This window comes from Frigoribacterium sp. AC394, assembly GCF_979258095.1.
This window is the reverse complement of sequence record NZ_OZ409834.1, coordinates 1,225,625-1,247,825: the sequence shown is the minus strand read 5'-3', so window position 1 is coordinate 1,247,825 and position 22,201 is coordinate 1,225,625. Positions and strand designations below refer to the sequence as shown.

20 protein-coding genes are annotated in these 22,201 nt (G+C 71.9%); 14 read left to right on the top strand and 6 right to left on the bottom strand.

What is annotated here, in order from left to right:
* Nucleotides 1–20 precede the first annotated feature (20 nt).
* The gene (locus tag ACZZY9_RS05725) at nucleotides 21–2,372 is read right to left on the bottom strand and encodes an SDR family oxidoreductase (protein WP_463463337.1); all 2,352 of its coding nucleotides are present in this window, start codon (nucleotides 2,370–2,372) and stop codon (nucleotides 21–23) included.
* Nucleotides 2,369–3,190, bottom strand: a complete 822-nt coding sequence (locus ACZZY9_RS05720) for a hypothetical protein (RefSeq protein ID WP_463463336.1) — start codon at nucleotides 3,188–3,190, stop codon at nucleotides 2,369–2,371. Before ACZZY9_RS05720 ends, ACZZY9_RS05725 begins: the two co-directional genes overlap by 4 nt.
* Before the next feature lie 85 nt (nucleotides 3,191–3,275).
* On the opposite strand from ACZZY9_RS05720, the gene ACZZY9_RS05715 reads away from it, so the two are divergent.
* From ACZZY9_RS05715 to epsC, 6 genes are all read left to right on the top strand, one after another.
* Nucleotides 3,276–4,055 (top strand): SDR family NAD(P)-dependent oxidoreductase, encoded by a 780-nt coding sequence (locus ACZZY9_RS05715; protein WP_463463335.1) that lies wholly within the window; start codon nucleotides 3,276–3,278, stop codon nucleotides 4,053–4,055.
* The gene (locus ACZZY9_RS05710; protein ID WP_463463334.1) at nucleotides 4,052–5,026 is read left to right on the top strand and encodes a lysophospholipid acyltransferase family protein; all 975 of its coding nucleotides are present in this window, start codon (nucleotides 4,052–4,054) and stop codon (nucleotides 5,024–5,026) included. The genes ACZZY9_RS05715 and ACZZY9_RS05710 overlap by 4 nt, the downstream gene beginning before the upstream one ends.
* Entirely contained in the window at nucleotides 5,023–6,720 is a 1,698-nt protein-coding gene (locus tag ACZZY9_RS05705) for an FAD-binding oxidoreductase (RefSeq protein ID WP_463463333.1), read from the top strand. Before ACZZY9_RS05710 ends, ACZZY9_RS05705 begins: the two co-directional genes overlap by 4 nt.
* A gap of 198 nt (nucleotides 6,721–6,918) precedes the next feature.
* Nucleotides 6,919–7,941 carry a hypothetical protein gene (locus ACZZY9_RS05700; protein WP_463463332.1) on the top strand — a complete coding sequence of 341 codons (1,023 nt, stop codon included), beginning with the start codon at nucleotides 6,919–6,921 and terminating at the stop codon, nucleotides 7,939–7,941.
* A 155-nt stretch (nucleotides 7,942–8,096) separates the two neighbouring features.
* The gene (cysK, locus tag ACZZY9_RS05695; protein WP_463463331.1) at nucleotides 8,097–9,035 is read left to right on the top strand and encodes a cysteine synthase A; all 939 of its coding nucleotides are present in this window, start codon (nucleotides 8,097–8,099) and stop codon (nucleotides 9,033–9,035) included.
* Between the two features lies 1 nt (nucleotide 9,036).
* Nucleotides 9,037–9,585 carry a serine O-acetyltransferase EpsC gene (gene epsC / locus ACZZY9_RS05690; RefSeq protein WP_463463330.1) on the top strand — a complete coding sequence of 183 codons (549 nt, stop codon included), beginning with the start codon at nucleotides 9,037–9,039 and terminating at the stop codon, nucleotides 9,583–9,585.
* 120 nt (nucleotides 9,586–9,705) lie between these two features.
* On the opposite strand, the gene ACZZY9_RS05685 is transcribed toward epsC, so the two are convergent.
* Both ACZZY9_RS05685 and ACZZY9_RS05680 read right to left on the bottom strand, forming a co-directional pair.
* Nucleotides 9,706–10,470, bottom strand: coding sequence for an ABC transporter permease (locus ACZZY9_RS05685; protein WP_463463329.1), 765 nt, complete (start codon nucleotides 10,468–10,470; stop codon nucleotides 9,706–9,708).
* A gap of 132 nt (nucleotides 10,471–10,602) precedes the next feature.
* The gene (locus tag ACZZY9_RS05680) at nucleotides 10,603–11,445 is read right to left on the bottom strand and encodes an ABC transporter ATP-binding protein (protein WP_463463328.1); all 843 of its coding nucleotides are present in this window, start codon (nucleotides 11,443–11,445) and stop codon (nucleotides 10,603–10,605) included.
* Nucleotides 11,446–11,576: 131 nt separating this feature from the next.
* On the opposite strand from ACZZY9_RS05680, the gene ACZZY9_RS05675 reads away from it, so the two are divergent.
* Complete coding sequence (locus ACZZY9_RS05675) at nucleotides 11,577–12,758, top strand: sensor histidine kinase (protein WP_463463327.1); 1,182 nt, start codon at nucleotides 11,577–11,579, stop codon at nucleotides 12,756–12,758.
* A complete protein-coding gene (locus ACZZY9_RS05670) occupies nucleotides 12,755–13,357 on the top strand; it encodes a response regulator transcription factor (protein WP_192059124.1) in 603 nt (200 codons plus the stop codon). Before ACZZY9_RS05675 ends, ACZZY9_RS05670 begins: the two co-directional genes overlap by 4 nt.
* Nucleotides 13,358–13,412: 55 nt before the next feature.
* Here ACZZY9_RS05670 and ACZZY9_RS05665 read toward each other — a convergent pair whose 3' ends face one another.
* Complete coding sequence (locus ACZZY9_RS05665; protein ID WP_463463326.1) at nucleotides 13,413–14,162, bottom strand: FadR/GntR family transcriptional regulator; 750 nt, start codon at nucleotides 14,160–14,162, stop codon at nucleotides 13,413–13,415.
* A gap of 161 nt (nucleotides 14,163–14,323) precedes the next feature.
* Here ACZZY9_RS05665 and ACZZY9_RS05660 point away from each other — a divergent pair, with 161 nt between their 5' ends.
* The 6 genes from ACZZY9_RS05660 to ACZZY9_RS05635 are packed head-to-tail and all read left to right on the top strand — an operon-like array spanning nucleotide 14,324 to nucleotide 20,501.
* Nucleotides 14,324–15,703: an MFS transporter gene (locus ACZZY9_RS05660; protein WP_463463325.1), complete on the top strand. Its 1,380-nt coding sequence runs from the start codon at nucleotides 14,324–14,326 to the stop codon at nucleotides 15,701–15,703.
* Complete coding sequence (locus ACZZY9_RS05655) at nucleotides 15,700–17,442, top strand: dihydroxyacetone kinase family protein (protein ID WP_463463324.1); 1,743 nt, start codon at nucleotides 15,700–15,702, stop codon at nucleotides 17,440–17,442. The genes ACZZY9_RS05660 and ACZZY9_RS05655 overlap by 4 nt, the downstream gene beginning before the upstream one ends.
* Before the next feature lie 39 nt (nucleotides 17,443–17,481).
* Nucleotides 17,482–17,973, top strand: a complete 492-nt coding sequence (locus ACZZY9_RS05650) for a ribose-5-phosphate isomerase (protein ID WP_463463323.1) — start codon at nucleotides 17,482–17,484, stop codon at nucleotides 17,971–17,973.
* On the top strand, nucleotides 17,970–18,803 hold the full coding sequence (locus ACZZY9_RS05645) for a triose-phosphate isomerase family protein (protein WP_463463322.1): 834 nt from the start codon (nucleotides 17,970–17,972) through the stop codon (nucleotides 18,801–18,803). Before ACZZY9_RS05650 ends, ACZZY9_RS05645 begins: the two co-directional genes overlap by 4 nt.
* On the top strand, nucleotides 18,800–19,603 hold the full coding sequence (locus ACZZY9_RS05640; RefSeq protein WP_463463321.1) for a sugar phosphate isomerase/epimerase family protein: 804 nt from the start codon (nucleotides 18,800–18,802) through the stop codon (nucleotides 19,601–19,603). The genes ACZZY9_RS05645 and ACZZY9_RS05640 overlap by 4 nt, the downstream gene beginning before the upstream one ends.
* Nucleotides 19,596–20,501, top strand: a complete 906-nt coding sequence (locus ACZZY9_RS05635; RefSeq protein ID WP_463463320.1) for a phosphogluconate dehydrogenase C-terminal domain-containing protein — start codon at nucleotides 19,596–19,598, stop codon at nucleotides 20,499–20,501. The genes ACZZY9_RS05640 and ACZZY9_RS05635 overlap by 8 nt, the downstream gene beginning before the upstream one ends.
* A gap of 137 nt (nucleotides 20,502–20,638) precedes the next feature.
* On the opposite strand, the gene ACZZY9_RS05630 is transcribed toward ACZZY9_RS05635, so the two are convergent.
* Nucleotides 20,639–22,144, bottom strand: coding sequence for a DHA2 family efflux MFS transporter permease subunit (locus ACZZY9_RS05630; RefSeq protein ID WP_463463319.1), 1,506 nt, complete (start codon nucleotides 22,142–22,144; stop codon nucleotides 20,639–20,641).
* Nucleotides 22,145–22,201 lie beyond the last annotated feature (57 nt).

Below are 22,201 nucleotides of genomic sequence, written 5' to 3'. Positions count from 1 at the left end.
GTGTTCAGGAGGCGCGGGCGTCAGGCCCTGCCTCCATCTCCTTTCGCTGAGTTGCCGCCACGATTCCAATCGCGGATGCTCCATCTTCTTCGGAGCGCTTCGCGTGCGAGATTGGCGTCGGGATTCACAGCGGACGGGTTGCCGAGGAGCTCGAGCCAGACGAGGTCGGCGTGAGAGTCACCGTATCCGTACGAGCCTGCGAGGTCGATTCCGAGTTCGCTCGCGTACTGCGAGAGCCAGGCCGCCCGGGCCTCGTCGACGAGCGGCGGCTGGGCGAGGTAGCCCGTGTAGACGCCGTCGCGCGAGTGCATCGTGCTCGCGACGACCTCGTCGAAGAGCGAGGCGAGCGGCGCCGCGAGGCTGCCGATCGACCCCGTGACCAGCACCGTGCGGTGACCGGCGGCGCGGTGCTCGGCGATGCGCGCCAGGGCGTCGGGCAGGGTGTGCCGGCGGACGGTCTCGGCGTAGCCGGTCGACGACACGACGTTCTGCAGACGCGAGACGGGCATGCCGCTGTACCGCCGGAGGAACGAGCGGATGAACTCGCCGCGGTCGCGGGCGTCGGCCCGGAGGTACGCGGGCAGGCCGGTCAGCAGGCTCGCGACCTCGCCCGGCCAGGCCGCCTTGCGGAACCCGTTCGAGCGCACCCACAGGTACTGCTCGACGATGTTCGAGTCGAGCACGGTGCCCTCGAGGTCGAAGACGGCGACGACGTCGTCGCGGCGGGGGAGCGCCTTCGTGTCGGCGACCGCCCCGGTGGCGGCGGGGCGCACCGAGAAGGCTCGCGTCATCGCCGTGATCGACGGGAAGTGCACCGTCTGGAAGTAGTCCTCCCAGTCGATGTCGGTGACGTCGAAGCCGATGCTCTCGGGCGACCCCGCGGGCAGACCGGCGTGCAGGGCCCGGGTGCGGCGGTCGTCGAAGATGATCTCGGACTGCACGTAGTGCCGGTAGAGATCGGTCAGGCTCTGCAGCGACTCGAGGTCGGCGCGGCGCGTCTGCACGGCCGTCAGGGCCGTGCGCGTGCGGGCGTTCGACGGCAGCCGCGTCAGCACCTTCTCGCGCAGGTCGTTCGTCCGCTGCTTCATGCGGATGGCGCCCTCGACCTTCCGCACCCCCGGGAAGTTCCAGGTCGGCACCGGGATCGAGGTGTGCTCGTCGCGCGGCAGCGGGTTCGCGGTGAAGAACGTGTTGAGGTTCTCGAACATCCGCAGGATCGGGAACGGGTTGCTGTTGCCCGACGCGACGTGGAAGTACTGGGCGTCGCCTGCCGGCGCGTCGCCAGCCGGTGCGTCACCGGTCGCCGACTCGATCGGCACCGAGGAGGCGCGGGTCGGGTTCGCCGCGACCGTCAGGATCACGTTCACGACGAAGTCGACCGGCACGATGTCCAGCACGCTGTCGGGCACCCCCGGGAACTCGGGCAGCAGCCCGCGGGCGTACGACATGATCAGCGGGTCGGCGACCTTGAAGCCGTCGATCCAGCCGGGGAACGGGTGCCGGAGGGCGCTCTCGACGATGGCCGGCCGCACGACCGACAGGCGGTGGCCCTTCTCGGCCCAGAGCTCCTCTGCGGCGCGCTCGGCGAAGGCCTTGGTCAGCGTGTAGACGTCCGTCCAGCCGAGGGTCTCGGCCCGGGTGCGGCCGTAGTCGACGAGACGGGCGGCGACCCAGGCGACCCGCGCCTCCTCGGCTGCGGTCGACACGGCCTGCGGGCCGGTCTTGCCGTGACCGATGCGACCCTCAGCGAGGAACCTGCGCAGCGTCTCGGGCTGACGCGAGGCGGCCTCGACCCGGGCGCGGGCGTCGCGGGCGGCGGCGTACTCGGCACGCCAGTCGACGTCGTGGGTGAGCGCCGCCTCGGGGAACACGCCCTTGCGGATTCCGCCGACGTACGCGGTCGAGACGTGCACGACGTGCGGGTCGCCGCCCGCACGACCGAGCGCCTCGTAGAGACCGACGGCCCCGCCCACGTTCGTGTCGAAGGCCTGATCGATCGGCGGGTCGAACGAGACGGTGGAGGCGCTGTGGATGACGACGTCGAGGTCGGCGGGCAGCTCGGGCAGCGAGCCCAGTCCGCTCTCGATGACGCGCAGGCGCTCGGTCAGCGCACGCTCGACCTCGACCGGCCCGACGCGGTCGCGCCACGTCGCGAACACCGGCTTCTTCAGCAGGTGGCGCAGCCGACCGAGCGCCGGGGTGCCCGCCTTGGGCCTGATCAACAGGGTGACGGTGGTGTCGGGGTGCGTCGACAGCAGTCGCTCGAGGATCGCCTGGCCGACGAAGCCGGTGCCGCCGGTGAGCAGCACATGGGCGGAACCCAGGCTCGCCTCGGTCGAGCCGGGGACGGACGAGGGCAGTGCGGTGGTCATGCGGTGAGCTTTCGTGTGACGGCGGAACCGATCGTGGTGTCGAGGCCGGGCAGTGCGGCGACCCGCTCGCCGACGGCGTCGGCTCGGAGGTGCCCCTCGGCCCCGCCGTAGACGAGCGCGTCGAAGAGGGTCCGTTCGGAGTCGGCCCGCTCGATCGCGCCGATCGGCAGCACCGCGGTGGACAGGGAGGCGCGGGTCTGCTTGACCGCGCGGGCCGAGTCGTCGAGACGCCACCGCGACTCGATGCCGAAGAAGCGCTCGTGCCGCGCCTTGATCGCGCGGATGCGGTCGACGACGGCCGTCAGAGCCGGGTCGGAGGCGCGCTCGACCAGGACGTCGTAGGCGTCGGCCATGACCCACTCGTCGACGAGGCCGGTGGTCATGTGCACGGCGACGATCGGGACGCCCTTGCCCATGGCCTCGATGGCGCGCGTGATCGGGCCGCGGCGCTCGACGGCCTCGGACGGGCTGTGCCGGCGGGGGCCCTCGTCCACCTCCTTGAGGCGGGGCTGCCCGTGCGACTCGAGCACCGCGTCGATCGCGTCGGCGATCCAGAACTTCTCGAAGGCCCAGGTGACCAGGAAGGCCGTGACGCGGGCGTCCTTGTGGGTCGCGGTGACGAGCAGGTTGCGCAGGTGCTCCATCGTGGCGCTCTCGAGTCGCCCGACGTGGCGCAGCAGGCGGAGGGTGTCGTCTCCGAGCGGCGCCGCGGCGAACGAGTCGAGCTCGAGCTCGCCGCGGAAGGCGCCCTGGGCCGTGAGGGTGAACTCGCGGATGTCGAAGTCGGTGGTGTCGTAGGGGTCACTCGGGGTGGACAAGGCCTGCGATCCTCTCGTGACGCTCTCGTGTGGTGGTTCGGGCACGATGCACGTCGCGAGCCCTACAGACCGTATCGTAAGCGGCATGGCAACAGCGCTCGTCACCGGGGGCACGTCCGGCATCGGAGCCGAATTCGCCCGCCAACTCGCCCGTCGCGGCTGGGACCTCGTCCTCGTCGCCAGAGACCTCCCACGACTCGACGCCACGGCGACCGAGCTGCGGGCGCTCGGTCGTCGCGTGGAGGTCCTCGCGGCCGACCTCGGCGACCGCGCCGACGTCGACCGGGTCGCCGCCCGACTCGAGGACGAGGCGGCCCCGATCGACCTCCTGGTCAACAACGCCGGCTTCGGCGTGCACACGCCGCTGTCGTCCACGGACGTCGCCGCGCACGACGCCGCGTTCGAGGTCATGTGCCGGGCCGTGCTGGTGCTGTCGGGCGCCGGCGCCCGCTCCATGCGCGGTCGCGGACGCGGACGCATCGTGATCGTCTCGAGCACGGCCGGGTTCATGACCATGGGCGGGTACAGCGCGATCAAGGCGTGGGCGACGTCGTTCGGCGAGAGCCTCTCGGTCGAGCTGCAGGGCACCGGCGTCGGCGTCACGACGCTGCTGCCCGGCTGGGTCCGCACGGAGTTCCATCAGCGCGCCGGCATCCGGTCGTCGTCGATACCCAACGCGTTGTGGCTCAGCGCCGAACACCTCGTGACCGCGTGTCTGCGCGACGTCGACAAAGGCAAGGTGGTCTCCATGCCCACGGTTCGGTACCGGGCGCTCTTCTGGTTGGTGCGGCACGCTCCGCGGAGCGCCGTGCGCGCGGCGTCGGCGAAGATCTCGTCCAGTCGTCGGAAGCCCGTCGAGCCGTGAGCCCCCGGGATCGGCGCGATCGCCCGCGCGACGACGAGCCGCAGCAGGACGCCCCGCGGCAGGACGCCCCGCGCCCGGAGCGCCCCCGTCTCGACGCCGTCGCCCAGCGGGCGGACGCGGTCGCGCAGCGCGCGGGTGACGTGGCCAGCGACGCGCGCGACCGCTTCAGCTCGCGACGGCACGCCATGGCGCGCTACGTCGCACAGCGGATGGTCCTCAAGCCGACCATCTGGTCGATCACCGACGTCACCGTCATCGACCGCGACCGCCTCGACGGGCTCTCGGGCGGCTTCGTCGTCGTCGCCAACCACTCGAGTCACCTCGACGCGCCGCTCATCCTCGGCGCGCTGCCCCGCCGCCTCGCCCGGTACCTCGCGACCGGCGCCGCGGCCGACTACTTCTTCGACGTGCCCTGGCGGCGTCAGCTGACCGAGCTCTTCTTCAACGCCTTCCCGGTGCAGCGGGGCTCGGGGACTCCCGCCTCCGCGGCCGACGCGACCCGCGCCTCCTCGGCCGGTGCCTCCGCGGGGTCGACGCCGCAGAGCTCCGCCCGCCGCCGGGCCGCCGCCCGAGCCGCCGCCCGCGGTCGGTCGGGCCAGCCGACCGTCAGCGCGAAGTCGTTGCTGCAGCGGGGCTACCCCGTGCTCGTGTTCCCCGAGGGGACGCGCTCGAAGGACGGCACGGTCGGGCACTTCAAGCCCGGTGCCGCGGCGCTCGCGGTCGCCTGCGACGTGCCGGTCGTGCCGCTCGCGCTGATCGGGGCGCACATCGCGCACCCGCGAGGCGCGAACTGGCCGCGACCCGGCCGGCTGCCCGTGGGCGTCGCGTTCGGCGACCCCATGCTGCCCGCCGCGGGCGAAGGCGCGGCGGCGTTCTCGCTGCGCGTCCGCGCCGAGGTCCTGCGTCTCCGCGACGCCAACACGGCCCGTATCCTGGGGCCTGACAACCCGTCCGAAGGAGCACACCGGTGACCGACGTCCAGCAGCAGAAGAGCGACACCGTCGCAGACGTGAAGCACATGAAGTGGTGGGGCTGGGGCGTCGAGGGCGTCGCCTTCCACCACCACGACAAGCCGGGCTTCGCCCCCTTCGTCAAGAAGATCGTCGGCGTCGAGCTGTCGCAGGGCCACGACACCGGGCTCGACTTCGCCGACCTCGTGGTGCCCGCGTCGATCGCCGCGCCCGAGGTGGTCGAGTCGCTCGAGCAGATCGTCGGCCCCGGCGCCGTGGCCCTCGACGACCACGACCGCGTCGTGCACACCTACGGCAAGAGCATCCGCGACCTGATCCGCATCCGCGCGGGGATCCTCGAGCGGGTGCCCGACCTCGTCGTCTACCCGGCCGACGAGGCCGAGGTGCAGAGCATCGTCGACCTCGCCGTCGCCTCCGACCTCGTGCTCATCCCGTTCGGCGGCGGCAGCAACATCGTCGGCAGCCTCGAGCCGCTGCCGGCCGAGACCCGCACGGTCATCTCGCTCGACATGGGGCGCCTCGACAAGGTGCTCGACATCGACGAAGACAGCGGACTCGCTCGCATCCAGGCCGGCGGCCAGGGCCCCGACCTCGAAGAGCAGCTGAACGCCCGCGGCTGGACCCTCGGGCACTTCCCCGACAGCTTCACCCACTCGACCATGGGCGGCTGGGTCGCCACCCGCTCGTCCGGCATGCAGAGCGACAAGTACGGCGACATCGCCGACATCACCAAGGGCCTGCGGGTCGTCCGCCCCGGCGGCATCCTGTCGATCCGCGCCGTGCCGAGCGCGTCGACCGGGCCGTCGCTGCGCGAGATGATCATCGGGTCGGAGGGGCGTCTCGGCGTCATCACCGAGGTCACCGCGCAGGTGCACCGCCTGCCCGAGAAGCGCGAGATCCTCGCGTACCTGTTCCCGTCGTGGCACGACGGCCTCGCGGCGATGCAGGCGATCGCCGAGAGCGACGCGCACCCCTCGGTCACCCGCGTCAGCGACGCGCACGAGACGGCGTTCTCGTTCGCCACCTCGAAGGCGAGCACGGGCATCTCGAAGATAGTCAACGACGCGCTGCCGAAGGTGCTGAAGGCCAAGGGCTGGGACGTCGACGCGATGTGCCTGTCGTTCATCGGCTACGAGGGCAGCCCCGAGCACGTCGCCCAGACCCAGAAGACGGTCGCGAAGATCGTCAAGGCCAACCGGGGCATGAGCGTCGGCAAGGGCCCCGGCAAGCTGTACGACCAGAAGAAGTTCGACACGCCCTACCTGCGCGACTTCTTCATGGACCACGGCGGCGCGGCCGACGTCAGCGAGACCGCCGCACCCTGGTCGAAGCTGCGCGACGTGTCGTCGCGCGTGTACGCCGCCGCCAACCAGGCCTTCGACCAGATCGGCAAGCAGGGCTGGATCATGGGCCACCTGTCGCACTCGTACCACTCGGGGGCGTGCCTGTACTTCACGTTCGCCTTCGAGCACGGGTCCGACGCCGAGGCGGAGTACGACGTCGTCAAGCACGCCATCCAGCAGGCGTTCATCGACACCGGCGCGACGGTGTCGCACCACCACGGCGTGGGCCTCGAGCACCAGCCGTGGATGTCTCAGGACGTCTCGCCCGAGGGCGTCGCCGTCATGCAGGGTCTGTTCGACTCGGCCGACCCGGGGCGGGTGTTCAACCCCGGCAAGGTGACCGGCGCGTAGCCGCCGCCGCGCCTCCTAGGCAGCTCCACCCACGCCGCCACCGATTCAACACGCCGCCACCAGATCCGATGGCGGTGTGTTGAATCGGTGGTGGTCTGCGTCGGCGCTCCCCCTCCCCAGACCGCTGTGCGGTCTCCCCGTCCACAGCGGGACGGAGGAGGCGCGGGTGGCGCGACGAGATCGGGCACCGTGGCATCCATGGTCGACCAGCTCTTCTCCTCCATCGTCTTCGTATCCGCACTCGGCACCCGGAGCCGCGAGGCCGAGGCGCTGAGGCGCGATGCTCGGCGCGGGCTGGCTCAGCGGATCTGCCAGGGGGCCTTCGTCATGGCCGACGATTGGGCCCGCTTCGATGCGACCGAACGTCATCTCGTCACCCTCCGTGCCATCGTGGCCGGACTCGCTCCGGGGGCGATCGTGTCTCATGCGTCGGCCATCGCCCTCCACGGTCTGCCGTCCGTCGACCTGCCGGGCTCGACGGTCCATGTCATCGATCCGAAGCGAGACAGAGTGCGCCACAGCGCGCACCTGGTCCGCCACCCCGGACCCGTCGCTCAGGAGGATGTCACGGAGGTCCACGGCATGCTCGTGACCAGTGAGATCCGGACGAGTCTCGACGTGGCCCGCTCGGGGTCGTTCGCCGACGGCGTCCTCTGTCTGGACGGCGTGCTCAGGCGCCAGGCGGAACGGTCCGGTTGCTTCGGGTGGCGGGGGACGCCGACGCCGCGCCTCCAGGAGGAGATGAGAGCGCGGGTGGAGCTCGCGGCCCTGACGATCACCGCAGACGTGCTCGCCCGGCTGGACGTCGCTTCAGGCGTGAGAGGGCTCGTGGCGGCTCGCCGCGTCGTCGACTTCGCGTCGCCCTGGGCCGAGAACGGCGGCGAGTCGCTCTGCCGGATCGCCCTGGCGGAGCTCGGAGCGCCGACACCCAGGCTGCAGGTGGACGTCTTCGACGCGGCTGGCCTGGCGGGACGGTGCGATTTCCTGTTGGGCAGATCGGCACTCGAGTTCGACGGTCGTGGCAAGTACGACGACAGCAGGATGCGAGGGGGGCGACGTCCGTCGGCGGTCGTCCGGGCGGAGAAAGCCCGCGAGCGTCGTCTCATCCGGTCGGGTTCGATCGATCGCATCGGTCGATGCGATCTCGAGGACGTCCAGGGGCGTGCGCCGCTGGCGCTGATCCTGCGGGATCTGGGGGTCTCTCTGCAGCGTGGTGCCTGAGGGATGAGGCGACGCCACCTTCTCGACACCCCGCCACGGGAACAGGTGGCGGGTTGTCGAGAACGTGGCGTCATGGTGGGGCGGCGGCCCAGGGGGCCGACCTAGGATGAGGGTTCGATCCGCACGCACAGACATCGCTCACGGAAGAGGCTCGCATGCCCGGAATCCACGCCGACATCACGTCCGCATTCGGCGACACGCCGCTCGTCAAGATCAACCGTCTCGCCGACGAGGGCGGCGCCGAGATCCTCGCGAAGCTCGAGTTCTACAACCCGGGCGCCAGCGTCAAGGACCGGCTCGGCGTCGCCATCGTCGACGCAGCCGAGAAATCGGGAGCGTTGAAGCCCGGCGGCACGATCGTCGAGGGCTCGAGCGGCAACACCGGCATCTCGCTCGCCCTCGTCGGCGCGGCTCGCGGCTACAAGGTGATCGTCACGATGCCCGAGACGATGAGCGTCGAGCGTCGCACCGTCATGAAGGCCTACGGCGCGGAGATCGTGCTGACCCCCGGGCCCGAGGGGATGCGCGGCGCCGTCGAGCGCGCCAAGCAGATCGTCGACGAGACCGAGAACGCCATCTGGGCCCAGCAGTTCGAGACCGAGGCGAACGCCGAGATCCACCGCACGACGACCGCGCCCGAGATCCTCCGCGACACCGACGGGCGCATCGACTTCTTCGTCGCCGGCGTCGGCACCGGCGGCACCATAACCGGCGTCGGCCGCGTGCTGCACGAGCAGGTGCCCGGAGTGAAGGTCGTGGCCGTCGAGCCCGCCGACTCGCCGCTGCTCAGCGAGGGCAAGGCCGGCCCGCACAAGATCCAGGGCATCGGCGCGAACTTCGTGCCCGAGGTGCTCGACCGCGCGCAGATCGACGAGGTGTTCCCCGTCGAGCTCGACGACGCCCTGCGCGTCGCCCGCGACCTCGCGACCCACGAGGGGATCCTCTCGGGCATCTCGTCGGGCGCGATCATGCACGCCGCCCTCGAGATCGCGAAGCGCCCCGAGAACGCCGGCAAGCGCATCGTCGCGATCGTCTGCGACACCGGTGAGCGGTACCTGTCGACGGTGCTCTTCCAGGACCTCGCAGGCGCCTAGCATGCACCTGGTCGCCCGCCTGCGGGAGGACCTCGACACCGTCCGGCGACGCGACCCCGCGGCTCGGGGGCGGCTCGAGACGGCCCTCGTCTACTCGGGGCTGCACGCGGTGTGGGCGCATCGCGTGACCTCGCGGCTGTGGCGTGCGGAAGGTGCGCCGCGCCTCCTCGGTGCACGGTTCGCAGCCCGCGTGCTGTCGCAGCTCGCCCGGACCGCGACCGGGGTCGAGATCCACCCCGGTGCGCTGCTCGGTCGGCGGCTGTTCATCGACCACGGCATGGGAGTCGTGATCGGCGAGACCGCGGTGGTCGGCGACGACTGCACGCTGTTCCACGGCGTGACCCTGGGGGGCAAGGGCCGAGGAGGCGCGCTCGGTCGCCGACACCCCACCCTCGGTCGCGGCGTGATGGTCGGTGCCGGGGCCGCCGTGCTCGGCGGCGTCACGGTGGGCGACGGCAGCATCGTCGGCGCCAACGCGGTCGTCACGAGGGACGTGCCGGCCGGCTCGATCGCGGTCGGGGTGCCGGCCGTCGCGCGCGCCCGGGTCTGAGCCCGGACCGCGCGCCCGGCCCCGCCCCGCCCGCGCTCGGTGATGAGTCACGACACGCCGCGGGCCCGGGGGCGGCGCGGCGTGTCTCGACTCATGGACGCGGGGGAGCGGGGAGCGGGCTCAGCGGCGGGGCTCCCAGCGGAACATGCGCACGGCGGCCGCGACGGCCACGGCGGCCCAGAGCAGCGTCGGGGCGAGCAGCACCGGCAGCAGCCCGAGGTCGCCGCCGTTCCAGGCGAGGACGATGAGCTCCATCAGTCCACCGCCCGGCAGGATCCGCTTGAGCCAGAGCAGGTCGTCGGCGCCGGTGACCGTCCACCAGATGGCGACGCCGAGGGTGATGAGGTAGATCGGCATGGTCGTGTACTGGGCGTGCTCGGGCGACGTGCTGAAGCCGGCCGTGGCGAGGGCGAAGGCGGCGAACATCACCTCGGCGACGAGCACGGCGACGACGAGGAGGCCGAGGTGGGCCGGGGGTTCCTGGACGGTCAGCACCCCGAGCACGATGACGAGCTGCGCGAGGCTGACGGCCACGATCGGCAGGACGAGTCCGCCGATGATGCCGGCGTCCGAGACGGAGCCGCTGCGCAGCCGCTTGAGGTGCAGCGACTGCCGCCGGGCGGCGAGGGTCGTCGTCGCCGTGACGTAGACGCCGAGTCCGAGCATGCCGATGATCTGCACGCCGGCCAGCATGCCCCCGGTGCCGTACGAGCCGAACGCGAAGGTCAGCGCTCCGAAGGCGAGGGGCAGGAGCAGCGCGCAGAGTGCGACGGTGCGGTTGCGGACGAGCATCCGCAGCTCGGCGACGGCGATGGCGACCGGACCCGAACGACGCGACGGCGTCGCCCGGGACTCGGACGGACGATGGGTGGTGGCGGTGGTCATGAGGTGTCCTTTCGGGAGGGTCGGTCGGAGGGGCCTAGGAGGCGCGGCTCAGCTCGCGGAACACCTCGTCGAGTCCCGACTGGTGCACCGTGAGCCGCTCCAGACGCCGATCGGCCTCGGCCGCCCAGGTCATCAGCCGGGTGAGATCGCGCTGCGGCGAGTCGGTCTCGACGACGACGAGGTCGTTCTCGGTGCGGGCGACCGGAAGGGGAGCTCGTCGAGCGGGCCGGGGGCGACGAAGCGGATGCTGGTCGTGCTGCCGGCGGTGAGATCGGCCACGGTGCCCTCGCGGCGGATCGTGCCCGCGTGCATCAGTCCGATGCGGTCGGCGTTGTCGGCGGCCTCCTCGAGGTAGTGCGTGGTCAGCACGAAGGTGACCCCCGCCTCCCTCAGTTCGGTGACGACGTCCCAGAGGGCGTCGCGGGCCGCCGGATCGAGCCCCGTCGTCGGCTCGTCGAGGAAGACCAGCTCGGGGGTGCCCCAGACGGCGGCCGCGAAGTCGACGCGACGGCGCTCGCCCCCCGAGAGCTGGGCGACGCGCGACCGCGCCTTGTGGTCGATGCCGACGAGACCCAGCACGCGGTCGACGTCGTCGTCGCGGCCCGAGATCGCCCCCGTGAGCAGCACGCTCTCGCGGACCGTGAGCTCGGGGGCCAGGCCGCTGTCCTGCAGCATCATGCCGAGGCGGCGTCGGGTGCGGGACCGGTCGGCCGGGTCGCCTCCGAGCACCTCGACGGTGCCGCCGTCGGCCGCCCGGTGGCCCTCGAGCACCTCGAGGGTGGTCGTCTTGCCGGCGCCGTTCGTGCCGAGCAGGGCGTAGAGCTCGCCCCGCCGCACGGTGAGGTCGACGCCGCCGACGGCCGTGAAGTCGCCGTACCTGCAGGTCAGACCGCTGGTCGAGATCACGACGTCCGACCCGTCACGGGGGTCGGGCGTCACGGCGGGCCGGGGCGTGGTGTCGGTGGAGTTCGTCATGACCTCGACGATGCCGGGAGGGGCTCGCGCCCGGTAGTGCCGTCGTGCCATCATCTCGGCGTGACATCCGTCACGTCGGGGCATGACATCACGTGCTGACGGGTGTCGGGGGCTGTCGCTACCGTGGACCCATGCCCCGCCGCACCCCCGACCGCCTGCCCGCGCTGACGCGGATGCGGCGCTACGTCACCGGGTCGTTCGTGGCCCTGGTGGCGTTCATGGCCGTCTTCTACGTCGCGGCGCTGACGACCGAGGGGGCGCCGGCCTGGCTGGTCGTCGCGGTCGTCGGGGTCTCGGTCGCGGTGGCGGCGCACTCGCTCTTCTGGGAGCGCGGGGCGCCGTGGTGGCTCGCGACCCTGTCTCTCACGTCGTCCGCCGCGCTCTGGTGGGCGGCCCACCTCGCCGAGCAGAACCTGACGCTCCTGCTGTTCTTCGGCGTCTCGGTCGGTCTCGTGACCACGACCCCGCCCTTCACCTCGTGGCGGTGGCTGGTCGCCGCCGTGGGCGTCGCGGTGGCGCCGCTGCTCGTCGCGGGCCCGGGCGCGCGACCCGTCGTCCTGCCGGTCTCGATCGCGGTCGTCGTCGTGACGATGGCGGCGATCTACCTCGTCTACCGCCTGAACCGGTACGGATTCGACCTGTACCTCGAGATCGAGGCCGCCCGCGAGACGACGGCCGAGCTGGCCGTGGTGCGAGAGCGCTACCGCTTCTCGGTGGACCTCCACGACATCCAGGGCCAGGCCCTGCACGTCAGCCGGCTGCAGCTGCAGCTCGCCGACAAGACGCTCGACCGCGACCCGGCCGAGGCGCGGCGGCACCTCCGCGAGGCCGAGCAGCTGATCGTGCAGACCATCGCCGAGACCCGGCGCCTCGCCTACGGCCAGCGCACCCTGACCCTCGCCGGCGAGCTCGCCAACTCGACCGAGCTGATCCGGGCGGCGAGCATCGACCTGGTCGTCGACGGCGCCCCGCCCGTCGGTCACCCCGCCGACGACCTCTTCGGGCACGCCGTCCGCGAGGCGACGACGAACCTGCTGCGCCACGCCCAGCCCGAGCACGTGACCATCCGACTGCGAGACGACTCCGTCGTGGTCGAGAACGACGGCGCCGGCGAGGCGCCGCGTCTGCTCAGCGGACTCGCGCGCCTCGGCGAGCGCTTCGCGGAGATCGGGGGCTCGGTGACCACGAGCCACCACGACGGGGTGTTCCGACTCGAGGCGCGGGCGGCGTCGGCGGGGGCGGGCGGTCTCGCGGGGGCGACCCGCGCCTCCTCCGCCCCCGGGCCCGGGGTCGCCACCGGGGGGCGCGCATGATCCGGGTGCTGCTCGCCGACGACGAGACTCTGCTGCGGCGGTCCATCGCCGCGCTGCTCGACCTCGGCGACGGCATCGAGGTCGTCGCGCAGGCCGGCGACGGTGCCGAGGCCGTGCGTCTCGCGGGCGAGCACGAGCCCGACGTCGTGCTGCTCGACCTCGAGATGCCGGGCATGGACGGCATCGACGCCGCGACGGAGATCCTCGCCCGTCGCCCCGAGCAGGCTGTCGTGCTGCTGACCCGGCACGCGCGACCCGGTGTGCTGCGGCGGGCGCTGAGCGCCGGCGTGCGCGGGTTCGTGCCGAAGTCGATCGACCCCGACGAGCTCGAGCGGGTCATCGTGCAGGTGCACGGCGGGCGTCGGTACATCGACGCCGACATCTCGGCCGCCGCCATGATGGACGACTGCCCGCTCACCGAGCGCGAGCTCGACACCCTGCGATTGACGGCGGAGGGGCTGTCGGTGCGCGAGATGAGCGCCCGCCTGCATCTCGCATCGGGGACGGTGCGGAACTACCTGTCGGCGGCGATGCAGAAGACCGGCAGCTCGTCGCGGCACGGGGCCGCCCGGGTGGCACGCGAGCGCAGCTGGCTGTAGCCGCCGCGAGTCGCCGGGCGCGGTGCCGGGCGGGGGGACGCTCCGCCGCGCGGCGTCAGACGGACGGGTCGTCGACGTCGGCGTGACCGACGCGCTCGCCGGCGGTCGACATGTGCCGTCGCATCGCGGCCTCGGCGGCGGCGGGGTCGCGCGCCGCGATGGCCTCGAACACGTCGAGGTGCTCGAGGTAGGCCGCCTCGGCCTGGGCCCGGTCGCGGAGCCCCCGTTCGACCCAGAGCCGCAGCAGCGACCGCGTGCTCTGCAGCAGGTCGCGCAGCACGACGTTGTCGGCGCTGATGGCGATCTGCAGGTGGAACCGGATGTCGGCCTGCAGGAAGGTGTCGAGGTCGTCGCGGGTGTCGCGCATCGTGTCGACGAAGCCGCGCAGCTTCTCGACGTCGGCGTCGTCGACCCGGGTCGCCGCGAGTGTCGCCGCCTGGGTCTCGAGGCCGCTGCGCACCTCGATCAGCTCTCGGGTGCGCGCGGCGTTCAGCATCATGCCCCAGCTGAGCGTGGTCGGCAGCAGCTCGGAGGTGTTGTCGCGCAGGTACGTGCCCGAGCCGGGGCGGACGGTCACGATGCCGAGGATCTCGAGCGCCGCGAGGGCCTCGCGCACCGCCGACCGGCCGACGCCGATGCGCTCGGCGAGCTGGCGTTCGGGAGGGAGGCGCGAACCGGGGACGAGCTCGCCCGCCGTCAGCAGGCCGATCAGCTGCTTCACGACCTCGGAGACCGCCGTGCCCCGGGGCACGAGCTCGAGCTCGAGCCGGAGCGAGGTCGGATCGTCGTCGGGATAGGCGGGCACGGCGCAATCCTACCGACCGCTATGCCACGTGTGGTGAGCGGCAATTGGTCAACCGGTTGACAAGTCGAGCGGGAAAAGGCACGATGTTCGAGTACGCGACGCGGGCCTCCCGGGGCCAGGCGGCGTCCATCCAACAGAGTCGTTAGATAAAAGGAGTCGATGTGGACACCCCCACCCGCTCGGCGGAGCCGCAGAGCGCCGTCGAGAAGTCCGCCATCCGCAAGGTCGCCGTCCGGCTGGTGCCGTTCGTCGCGTTGATGTTCTTCATCAACTACCTCGACCGCACGGCCATCGGCTTCGCCGCCCCCAACGGCATGGAGTCCGACCTCGCCCTCTCGGCCGCTCAGTTCGGCTTCGCCTCGGGCGTGTTCTTCATCGGCTACATCCTGCTCGAGGTGCCCAGCAACCTCGCCCTGCACCGCTTCGGCGCCCGCCGCTGGCTCGCCCGCATCATGGTCTCGTGGGGCATCGTGTCGCTGCTCTTCACCTGGGTGCAGAACTACGAGCAGCTCGTCGTGCTGCGGTTCCTGCTCGGTGTGATGGAGGCCGGGTTCTTCCCCGGCGCGATCCTGTTCCTCAGCCTGTGGGTGCCCGCTCGACACCGCGGCAAGATCCTCGCGCTGTTCTACCTGGCGCAGCCCCTCACCTCGGTGATCGGCGCTCCGCTGGCGGGCTGGCTGATCAGCCACGACGGCATCCTCGGACTCGAGGGGTGGCGCTTCATGTTCCTGGGCGTCTCGATCCCCGCGATCGTCATCGGCGTCATCGCCTGGTTCTACCTGAAGGACAAGCCCGCCGACGCGAAGTGGCTGACCCGCGACGAGCAGGTCTGGTTGACGGAGGCGCTGAAGAAGGAGTCGGCCGGCAAGACCGGGTCGACCGCAGCCGGCAAGCACCCCAGCATCCTGAAGGTGTTCGGCAACGGTCGCGTCTGGATGCTCGCCTTCATCTACTTCGGCTTCGTGTACGGCCTCTACGCCCTCGCGTTCTTCCTGCCGACGATCATCGGCGGGTTCCAAGAGCAGTTCGGCACCGAGTTCAGCGTCACCGAGCGCGGCTTCATCACCGCCATCCCGTACGTGCCCGCCGCGATCGCCCTGTACTTCTGGTCGCGTGACGCCTCGCGCCGTGGGCTCCGCACCTGGCACATCGTCATCCCGGCGATCGTCGGCGGTCTGAGCATCCCGGTCGCGCTGTTCACCGGTTCGCCGGCCGCCACGATCGCGGTCATCGCGGTCACCGCCATGGCGATCTTCGCGGCGCTGCCGAACTTCTGGACGCTCCCGACGCAGTTCCTCACCGGAGCCGCCGCCGCCGCGGGCATCGCGCTGATCAACACGATCGGCAACCTCGCCGGGTTCAGCGCCCCGTACATCACGGGCGCCGTCACGGATGCGACCGGCAACTACGAGGTGCCGATGTTCATCGTCGGATTCTTCCTGCTGCTGTCGGCCCTGCTGATGACCGTGCTGAGCCGGCTGAAGAAGCCGGCCGGGTCCGAGGCGTCCGACGAGGCCGAGCTCGCCGAGGCCCCGCGATGACCCGCCTCTTCAACGAGCCGAGCGACTTCGCCGACGAGATGATCGACGGCTTCGTCGCGGCCAACCAGCGCTGGGTGCGTCGGGTGCACGGCGGCGTGGTGCGCGCGACGCGCAGCGCGCCGGGCCGGGTCGCCCTGGTGGTCGGCGGCGGCTCGGGTCACTACCCGGCCTTCGGCGGACTCGTCGGTCAGGGGCTGGCGCACGGCGCGGCCCTCGGCAACCTCTTCGCCTCCCCGTCGTGGCAGCAGGTCCGCTCGGTGGCCCGCTCGGCGCACACCGGCGGCGGCGTGCTGCTGAGCTACGGCAACTACGCGGGCGACGTGCTGAACTTCGATCAGGCGCAGGCCAAGCTCGTCGCCGAGGGCATCGAGACCCGCTCCGTCGCCGTCACCGACGACATCTCGAGCGCCTCGCTCGCCGAGAAGCACCGGCGTCGCGGCATCGCCGGCGATCTGACGGTCTTCAAGACCGCCGCCGCGGCCTCCGACGCCGGCTACCCGCTCGACGAGGTCGTGCGGGTCGCCGAGAAGGCGAACGAGCGCACCCGCAGCTTCGGCGTGGCCTTCTCGGGTTGCTCGCTGCCGGGCGCCGCCGAACCGCTCTTCACCGTCCCCGAGGGTCGCATGGCCGTCGGCATGGGGATCCACGGCGAGCCCGGCATCGGCGAGACCGACGTGCCCACCGCGAACGAGCTGGCCGAGCTGCTCGTCACATCGCTGCTGGCCGAACTGCCCGAGGGCGTCGAGGAGGCGCGGGGCCAGCGGGTCGCGGTCCTCCTGAACGGCCTCGGCTCGGTCAAGTACGACGAGCTCTTCGTGGTCTACGCCCGGGTCGACCAGCTGCTGCGCGACGCCGGCCTGGTCGTCGTCGAGCCCGAGGTCGGCGAGCTCGTCACCAGCTTCGACATGGCCGGCGTCTCGCTGACCCTGTTCTGGCTGGACGACGAGCTCGAGGGCTTCTGGGCCGCGCCGGCCGACGCGCCCGCCTACAAGAAGGGCTCGATCGAGGCGGCCGACCGCATCGATCCGGTCGAGCTCGAGGCCCTCGCGGCCGAATCGATCCCGCCGGCCTCCGCCGAGTCGCAGGACGCCGCCCGGGTCGTCCACGCCGCCCTCGTCGCCGTCAAGACGGCGATCGACGACAACGCCGACGAGCTCGGTCGCATCGACGCCGTCGCCGGCGACGGCGATCACGGCATCGGCATGCAGCGCGGCGTCACCGCGGCCGTCGCGGCCGCCGACGCAGCCCTCGCCGGGGGTGCGGGCGCGGGCACGCTGCTCGATCTCGCCGGCGACGCGTGGTCGGACCGAGCCGGCGGCACCTCGGGCGCCCTCTGGGGTTCGGCGCTGGCCAGCCTCGGAGCCGCCCTCACCGACGACGCCGCGCCCACCCGGCACTCCGTCGTGACCGGTGTCGCGGCGGCGACCGACGCCATCCTCGAGTTCGGTGCGACGGTCGGCGACAAGACCATGGTCGACGTGCTCGTGCCGTTCTCCGTCGCCCTCGGCTCGGCCGTCGAGGCGGGCGGCGACCTGCCGACCGCCTGGGCCGCGGCCGCCGAGACGGCCGTCGAGGCCGCCGCCGCCACGGCCGACCTGCTGCCGAAGATGGGCCGCGCCCGGCCGCACGCCGAGAAGAGCCTCGGCACGCCCGACGCGGGTGCGACATCGCTCGGTCTCATCACCCGCACCGTCGCGCGGGTGCTCGACGAGCACGCCTCCGTGCACCGCGCCTCCTGAACTCCCGCTCGCTCCTCCGCTCTCTCGAAAGGCATCACCATGGTTGACCAGCTGCGCATCGTCGTCGGATCGGACGACGCCGGATTCGACTACAAGGAGATCCTCACAGCGGATCTCGCCGCGAACCCGGGTGTCGCGAGCGTCGTCGACGTCGGGGTCGACGCAGACGGTCGCACCGCCTACCCGCATGTGGCCGTCGACGCGGCTCGCCTGGTGGCCGCGGGCGAGGCCGACCGGGCCATCCTGATCTGCGGCACCGGCCTCGGCGTCGCGATCGCGGCGAACAAGGTGCCCGGCATCCGTGCCGTCACGGCGCACGACTCGTTCTCCGTCGAGCGCAGCGTGCTGTCGAACGACGCGCAGGTGCTCTGCATGGGTCAGCGCGTCGTCGGCGTCGAGCTGATGCGCCGCCTGGCGGAGGAATGGCTGACCTACCGCTTCGACACGAGCAGCGCCTCGGCCGACAAGGTCCGGTCCATCTGCGAGTACGACGGCTCGGCGGAGACCGTGGGGCTCGACGGCCGGTCATGAGCACCGCGCGCGCGAACCCCCGGTTCACCATCGGGGTGAGTCTCAAGATGTACTTCACGCACACGCGTACCATCGAGTGGTCGTCGGCGGTCGGCGAGCTGGCGAAGCGTCACCCCGCGGTGCGCTCCGGTCTCGTTGAGCTGTTCGTCGTGCCGTCGTTCCCGGCCCTGGTGCCGGTGCGCGACGCCCTCGACGGGGCTCCTGTGCGGCTGGGTGCACAGGATCTCGCGTCGGCGGACTCCGGCGCCTTCACCGGCGAGGTCAGCGGGGTCGAGCTCGCCGAGATCGGCTGCACGCTCGCCGAGATCGGTCACGCCGAACGCCGCCGCCTCTTCTTCGAGGACGACGCCGTCATCTCCGCCAAGACGGCCGCCGCCCTGCGCAACGGCATCACCCCGCTGCTCTGCGTCGGCGAGATCGAGCAGGCCCCGCCCGCCGTGGCCGCGCTCGAGGTGACGCAGCAGATCGACGCCGCCCTCGCCGCCTCGGCGGCAGCCGGTCTGACCGGCCCGCTGCTCGTCGCCTACGAACCCGTCTGGGCCATCGGCGCCCCCGAGCCCGCAGCCGCCGAGCACATCGTCGCGGTGGTGCGGGCGATCGACGCGCATCTCGAGTCGTCGCCCGCCTGCACCGGCAGCCGCGTCGTCTACGGCGGCAGCGCCGGGCCCGGGCTGCTGACCACGCTGGGCGGCGAGGTCGACGGGCTGTTCCTCGGACGGTTCGCGCACGACGTCTCGGCCGTCGAGAGCATCCTCGACGAGGCGCTGGCACTCGACGAGGCGCTGGCACTCGACGAGGCGCTGGCGCTCGGCGAGGTGGCGCCCGCATGATCGGCCTCAGCACCTACGCCTACTTCTGGCGCGGCTCCGAGCGCGTGCCCGAGCCGATGACGCTCGACGACATGCTCCGCGACACGGCCGCGCAGGGCGTCCGGCTGTTCCAGATCTGCGACCACGCGCCGCTCGCCGACTACGACGACGACCGGCTCGCCGCACTGCTCGCCCTGGCCGACGAGCTCGATCTGACGCTCGAGCTCGGCACGCGGGGGACGGACCCGGCCGTGCTGCGGACGTATCTGCGCCTCGCGGTCGCGCTCCGCGCCTCCCTGGTCCGGAGCATGTGGACGGCGGGCGACGATCGGCCCGACGCGATCGAGACCGACCGGCGCCTCCGCGAGGTGCTGCCCGAGTTCGAGGAGGCGCGGGTCACCCTCGCCCTCGAGACCTACGAGCAGGTGACCTCGACGGAGCTCGTGGCCGTCGTGCGCAGCATCGACAGCGACCGGCTCGGCATCGTGCTCGACCCCGCGAACACCGTCGCGAACCTCGAGCACCCCGCCGACGTGACCGCCCGCTGCGCGCCGTTCGTCAAGAACTGGCACATCAAGGACTTCGCGTTCTCACGCGAGGACGGCTGGGTCGGCTTCGCCCTCACCAGCACGCCCCTCGGCGCCGGACGACTCGACTACGACGGCATGCTCGCCCTGCTCGAGCCCGAGGCCCGCGGCATCAACCAGGTCGTCGAGCACTGGCTGCCCTGGCAGAGCGACCACGAGACCACCACCCGCCTCGAGGCGGAGTGGACGACCCTGACCATCGACCACCTCAGGAAGAAGAACAGCAATGACTGACACCCTCAGCACGCAGACCGTGACGCAGGCCGCCGACCAGGGGACCCCCGACGTCACCGTGGCCGTGATCGGCGCCGGCGGCAAGATGGGACAGCGCGTCTCGAACAACCTCGAGAAGAGCGGCTACACCGTCTTCTACAGCGAGGCGTCGCCCGCCGGGCAGGAGCTGATCCGCGGCCTCGGGCGCGAGGTGACCTCGACCGACGACGCGATCGCCGACGCCGACGTCGTCATCCTCGCGGTGCCCGACGTCGTGCTCGGCAAGGTGTCCGAGAGCGTCGTGCCCGCCATGAAGTCGGGCTCGATCATCCTCACCCTCGACCCGGCCGCCGCGTACGCCGGTCTGCTCGAGCACCGCGACGACATCCACTACGCGGTGGCGCACCCGTGCCACCCGTCGGTGTTCCTCGAGCGTCGCACCGACGCCGAGTACGCCGACACGTTCGGCGGCATCGCCGCCCCGCAGGAGGTCGTCGCCGCCCTCGAGGGCGAGCCGGCCGACGCCGTCCGTCAGCTCGCGACCGACGTCATCACCACGATCTACGCACCCGTCATCCAGGTGCACTGGGTCACCGTCAAGCAGCTGGCGATCCTCGAGCCGACGCTCGTCGAGACCATCGCGTGCATGATCGGCGAACTGCTGCAGGAGGCGCTGGAGACGACGGTCGACCAGGCCGGCGTCCCCGCCGAGGCCGCCCGGGCCATGCTCTGGGGTCACACCGGCATCGCGCTGACCAACGCGCTGCGCGGCTCGAACCCGTTCTCGGACGCCTGCCACATCGCCATGGACTACGGCCGCGAGTCGATCGTCAAGGACGACTGGAAGAAGATCTTCGACGACGACCAGCTCGACCACGTCATCGCGCGCATGCTGAAGATCGACGCCGTCAAGCGCTAGCGGGCGTCGACCGGCGTCGATGAGTCGGGACACGCCGCGGCCCCGGGTGGAGGCGCGGCGTGTCGTGACTCATCGACGCTGGTTCGCGGAGCGGAGCGGGAGCGGAGCGGGAGCGGGAGCACCGCCTGCGCCGGCGGTCAGGCGGCGTCGGCCGGGGCGGGCGCCCCGCGGTGCTGGTCGACCCGGCGCGGCAGTGCGAACACGAGGGCGAACGCGAGCACCGCGAACGCCGCGCTGACGCCCATCGCCGCGGCCGCCGCGTCGGTGAAGCCCGTGGCGCGACCCGCCGCAGTGGCCAGCTCGCGGCCACCGGGCAACGACCCGAACAGCACGCTGCCGATGATCGCGATGCCGACCGCCGAGCCGATCCGCTGGATCGCCGAGATGACGGCGCTGGCCGAGCCGGCGTCGCGGGGGTCGACGGTCGCGACGATGAACTGCACGTTCGGGGCGATGAAGAACCCGTTGCCGAGCCCCGCGACGAGCAGCGGCACGAGCAGCAGCCAGTTGGTGAGGTCGGCGGCGTCGGTGAGCATCAGGATGATCCACATCGAGCCGAGCCCGACCGCGACCAGGGCGGTGCCGAGCACGAGCACGTTGCGACCGAGGCGCTGGGCGATCCGGTTGCTCTGCGACGAGCTGATGATGCTGCCCACCGCGAACGGGATGGCCACGGCGCCCGAGGCGAGCGCGCTGTGCCCGAGGCCCGACTGCCAGAGCAGCGAGATCGTGAAGAAGATGCTGGTGAACGCGGCGAAGTAGACCAGGGCGAGGACGACGCCGCCGGTGAACGAGGGGTGCGAGAACAGCGTCGGGGGCACGAGCGGGGTGCGACCGGAGCGGGTGTAGCGCACCTCCCACAGTCCGAAGGCGGCGAGCAGCACGAGGCCGGCGGCGATCGTCAGGTACGTCCAGAGCGGCCACCCCTCGTCCTGCCCCTGGATGAGCGGCACGAGCAGCGCGACGAACGCGGCCGAGACGAGCACGAGCCCGACGACGTCGAGGCCCTTGTCGGGGCGGGGCACGGACTCGTCGCGCTTGGGCAGCAGGATGGCCGCCGCGATCAGCGTGATGACGCCGAACGGCAGGTTGACGAAGAACACGAGACGCCAGCCGTTCTCGTCGCCGAAGGCCTGGATGATCAGCCCGCCGATGATGGGCCCGAGGGCCGACGAGACGCCGATGACGGCGCCCATGATCGCGAACGCCTTGCCCCGTGAGCGCCCGGGGAACAGCAGCTGGATGAACGCCGTCACCGCGGGCACGAAGATGCCGCCGGCCAGACCCTGCACCACACGGAACACCACGAGCTGGACGTCGCTCGTCGCGACTCCGCACGCGAGGCTGGCGAGCGTGAAGAGCAGCACGCCCGTGAAGTACACCCACTTGTGCCCGATGCGGTCGCCGATGCGGCCGGCGGGGATGAGCGTGAGGCCGAAGGCGAGGGCGTAGCCCGAGATGATCCACGAGAGGGTCGCCTCCGACGCGTCGAGCGTCGTGCGGATGGTCGGCAGCGCGACGTTGACGATGGTGGTGTCGAGCAGCGCGATGAACATGCCCAGCAGGAGGGCCACCAGGGCCAGCCAGGACTGCCGGGGGATGGCGGGCGCGGGGGCGGTCGCCCGGGCGGTGGCGTCGGTCATGAGGGGCCTTTCGTGCGGCGCGGGGCCGGACAGGAGCAGAAGGAGGAGAGGAGGCGC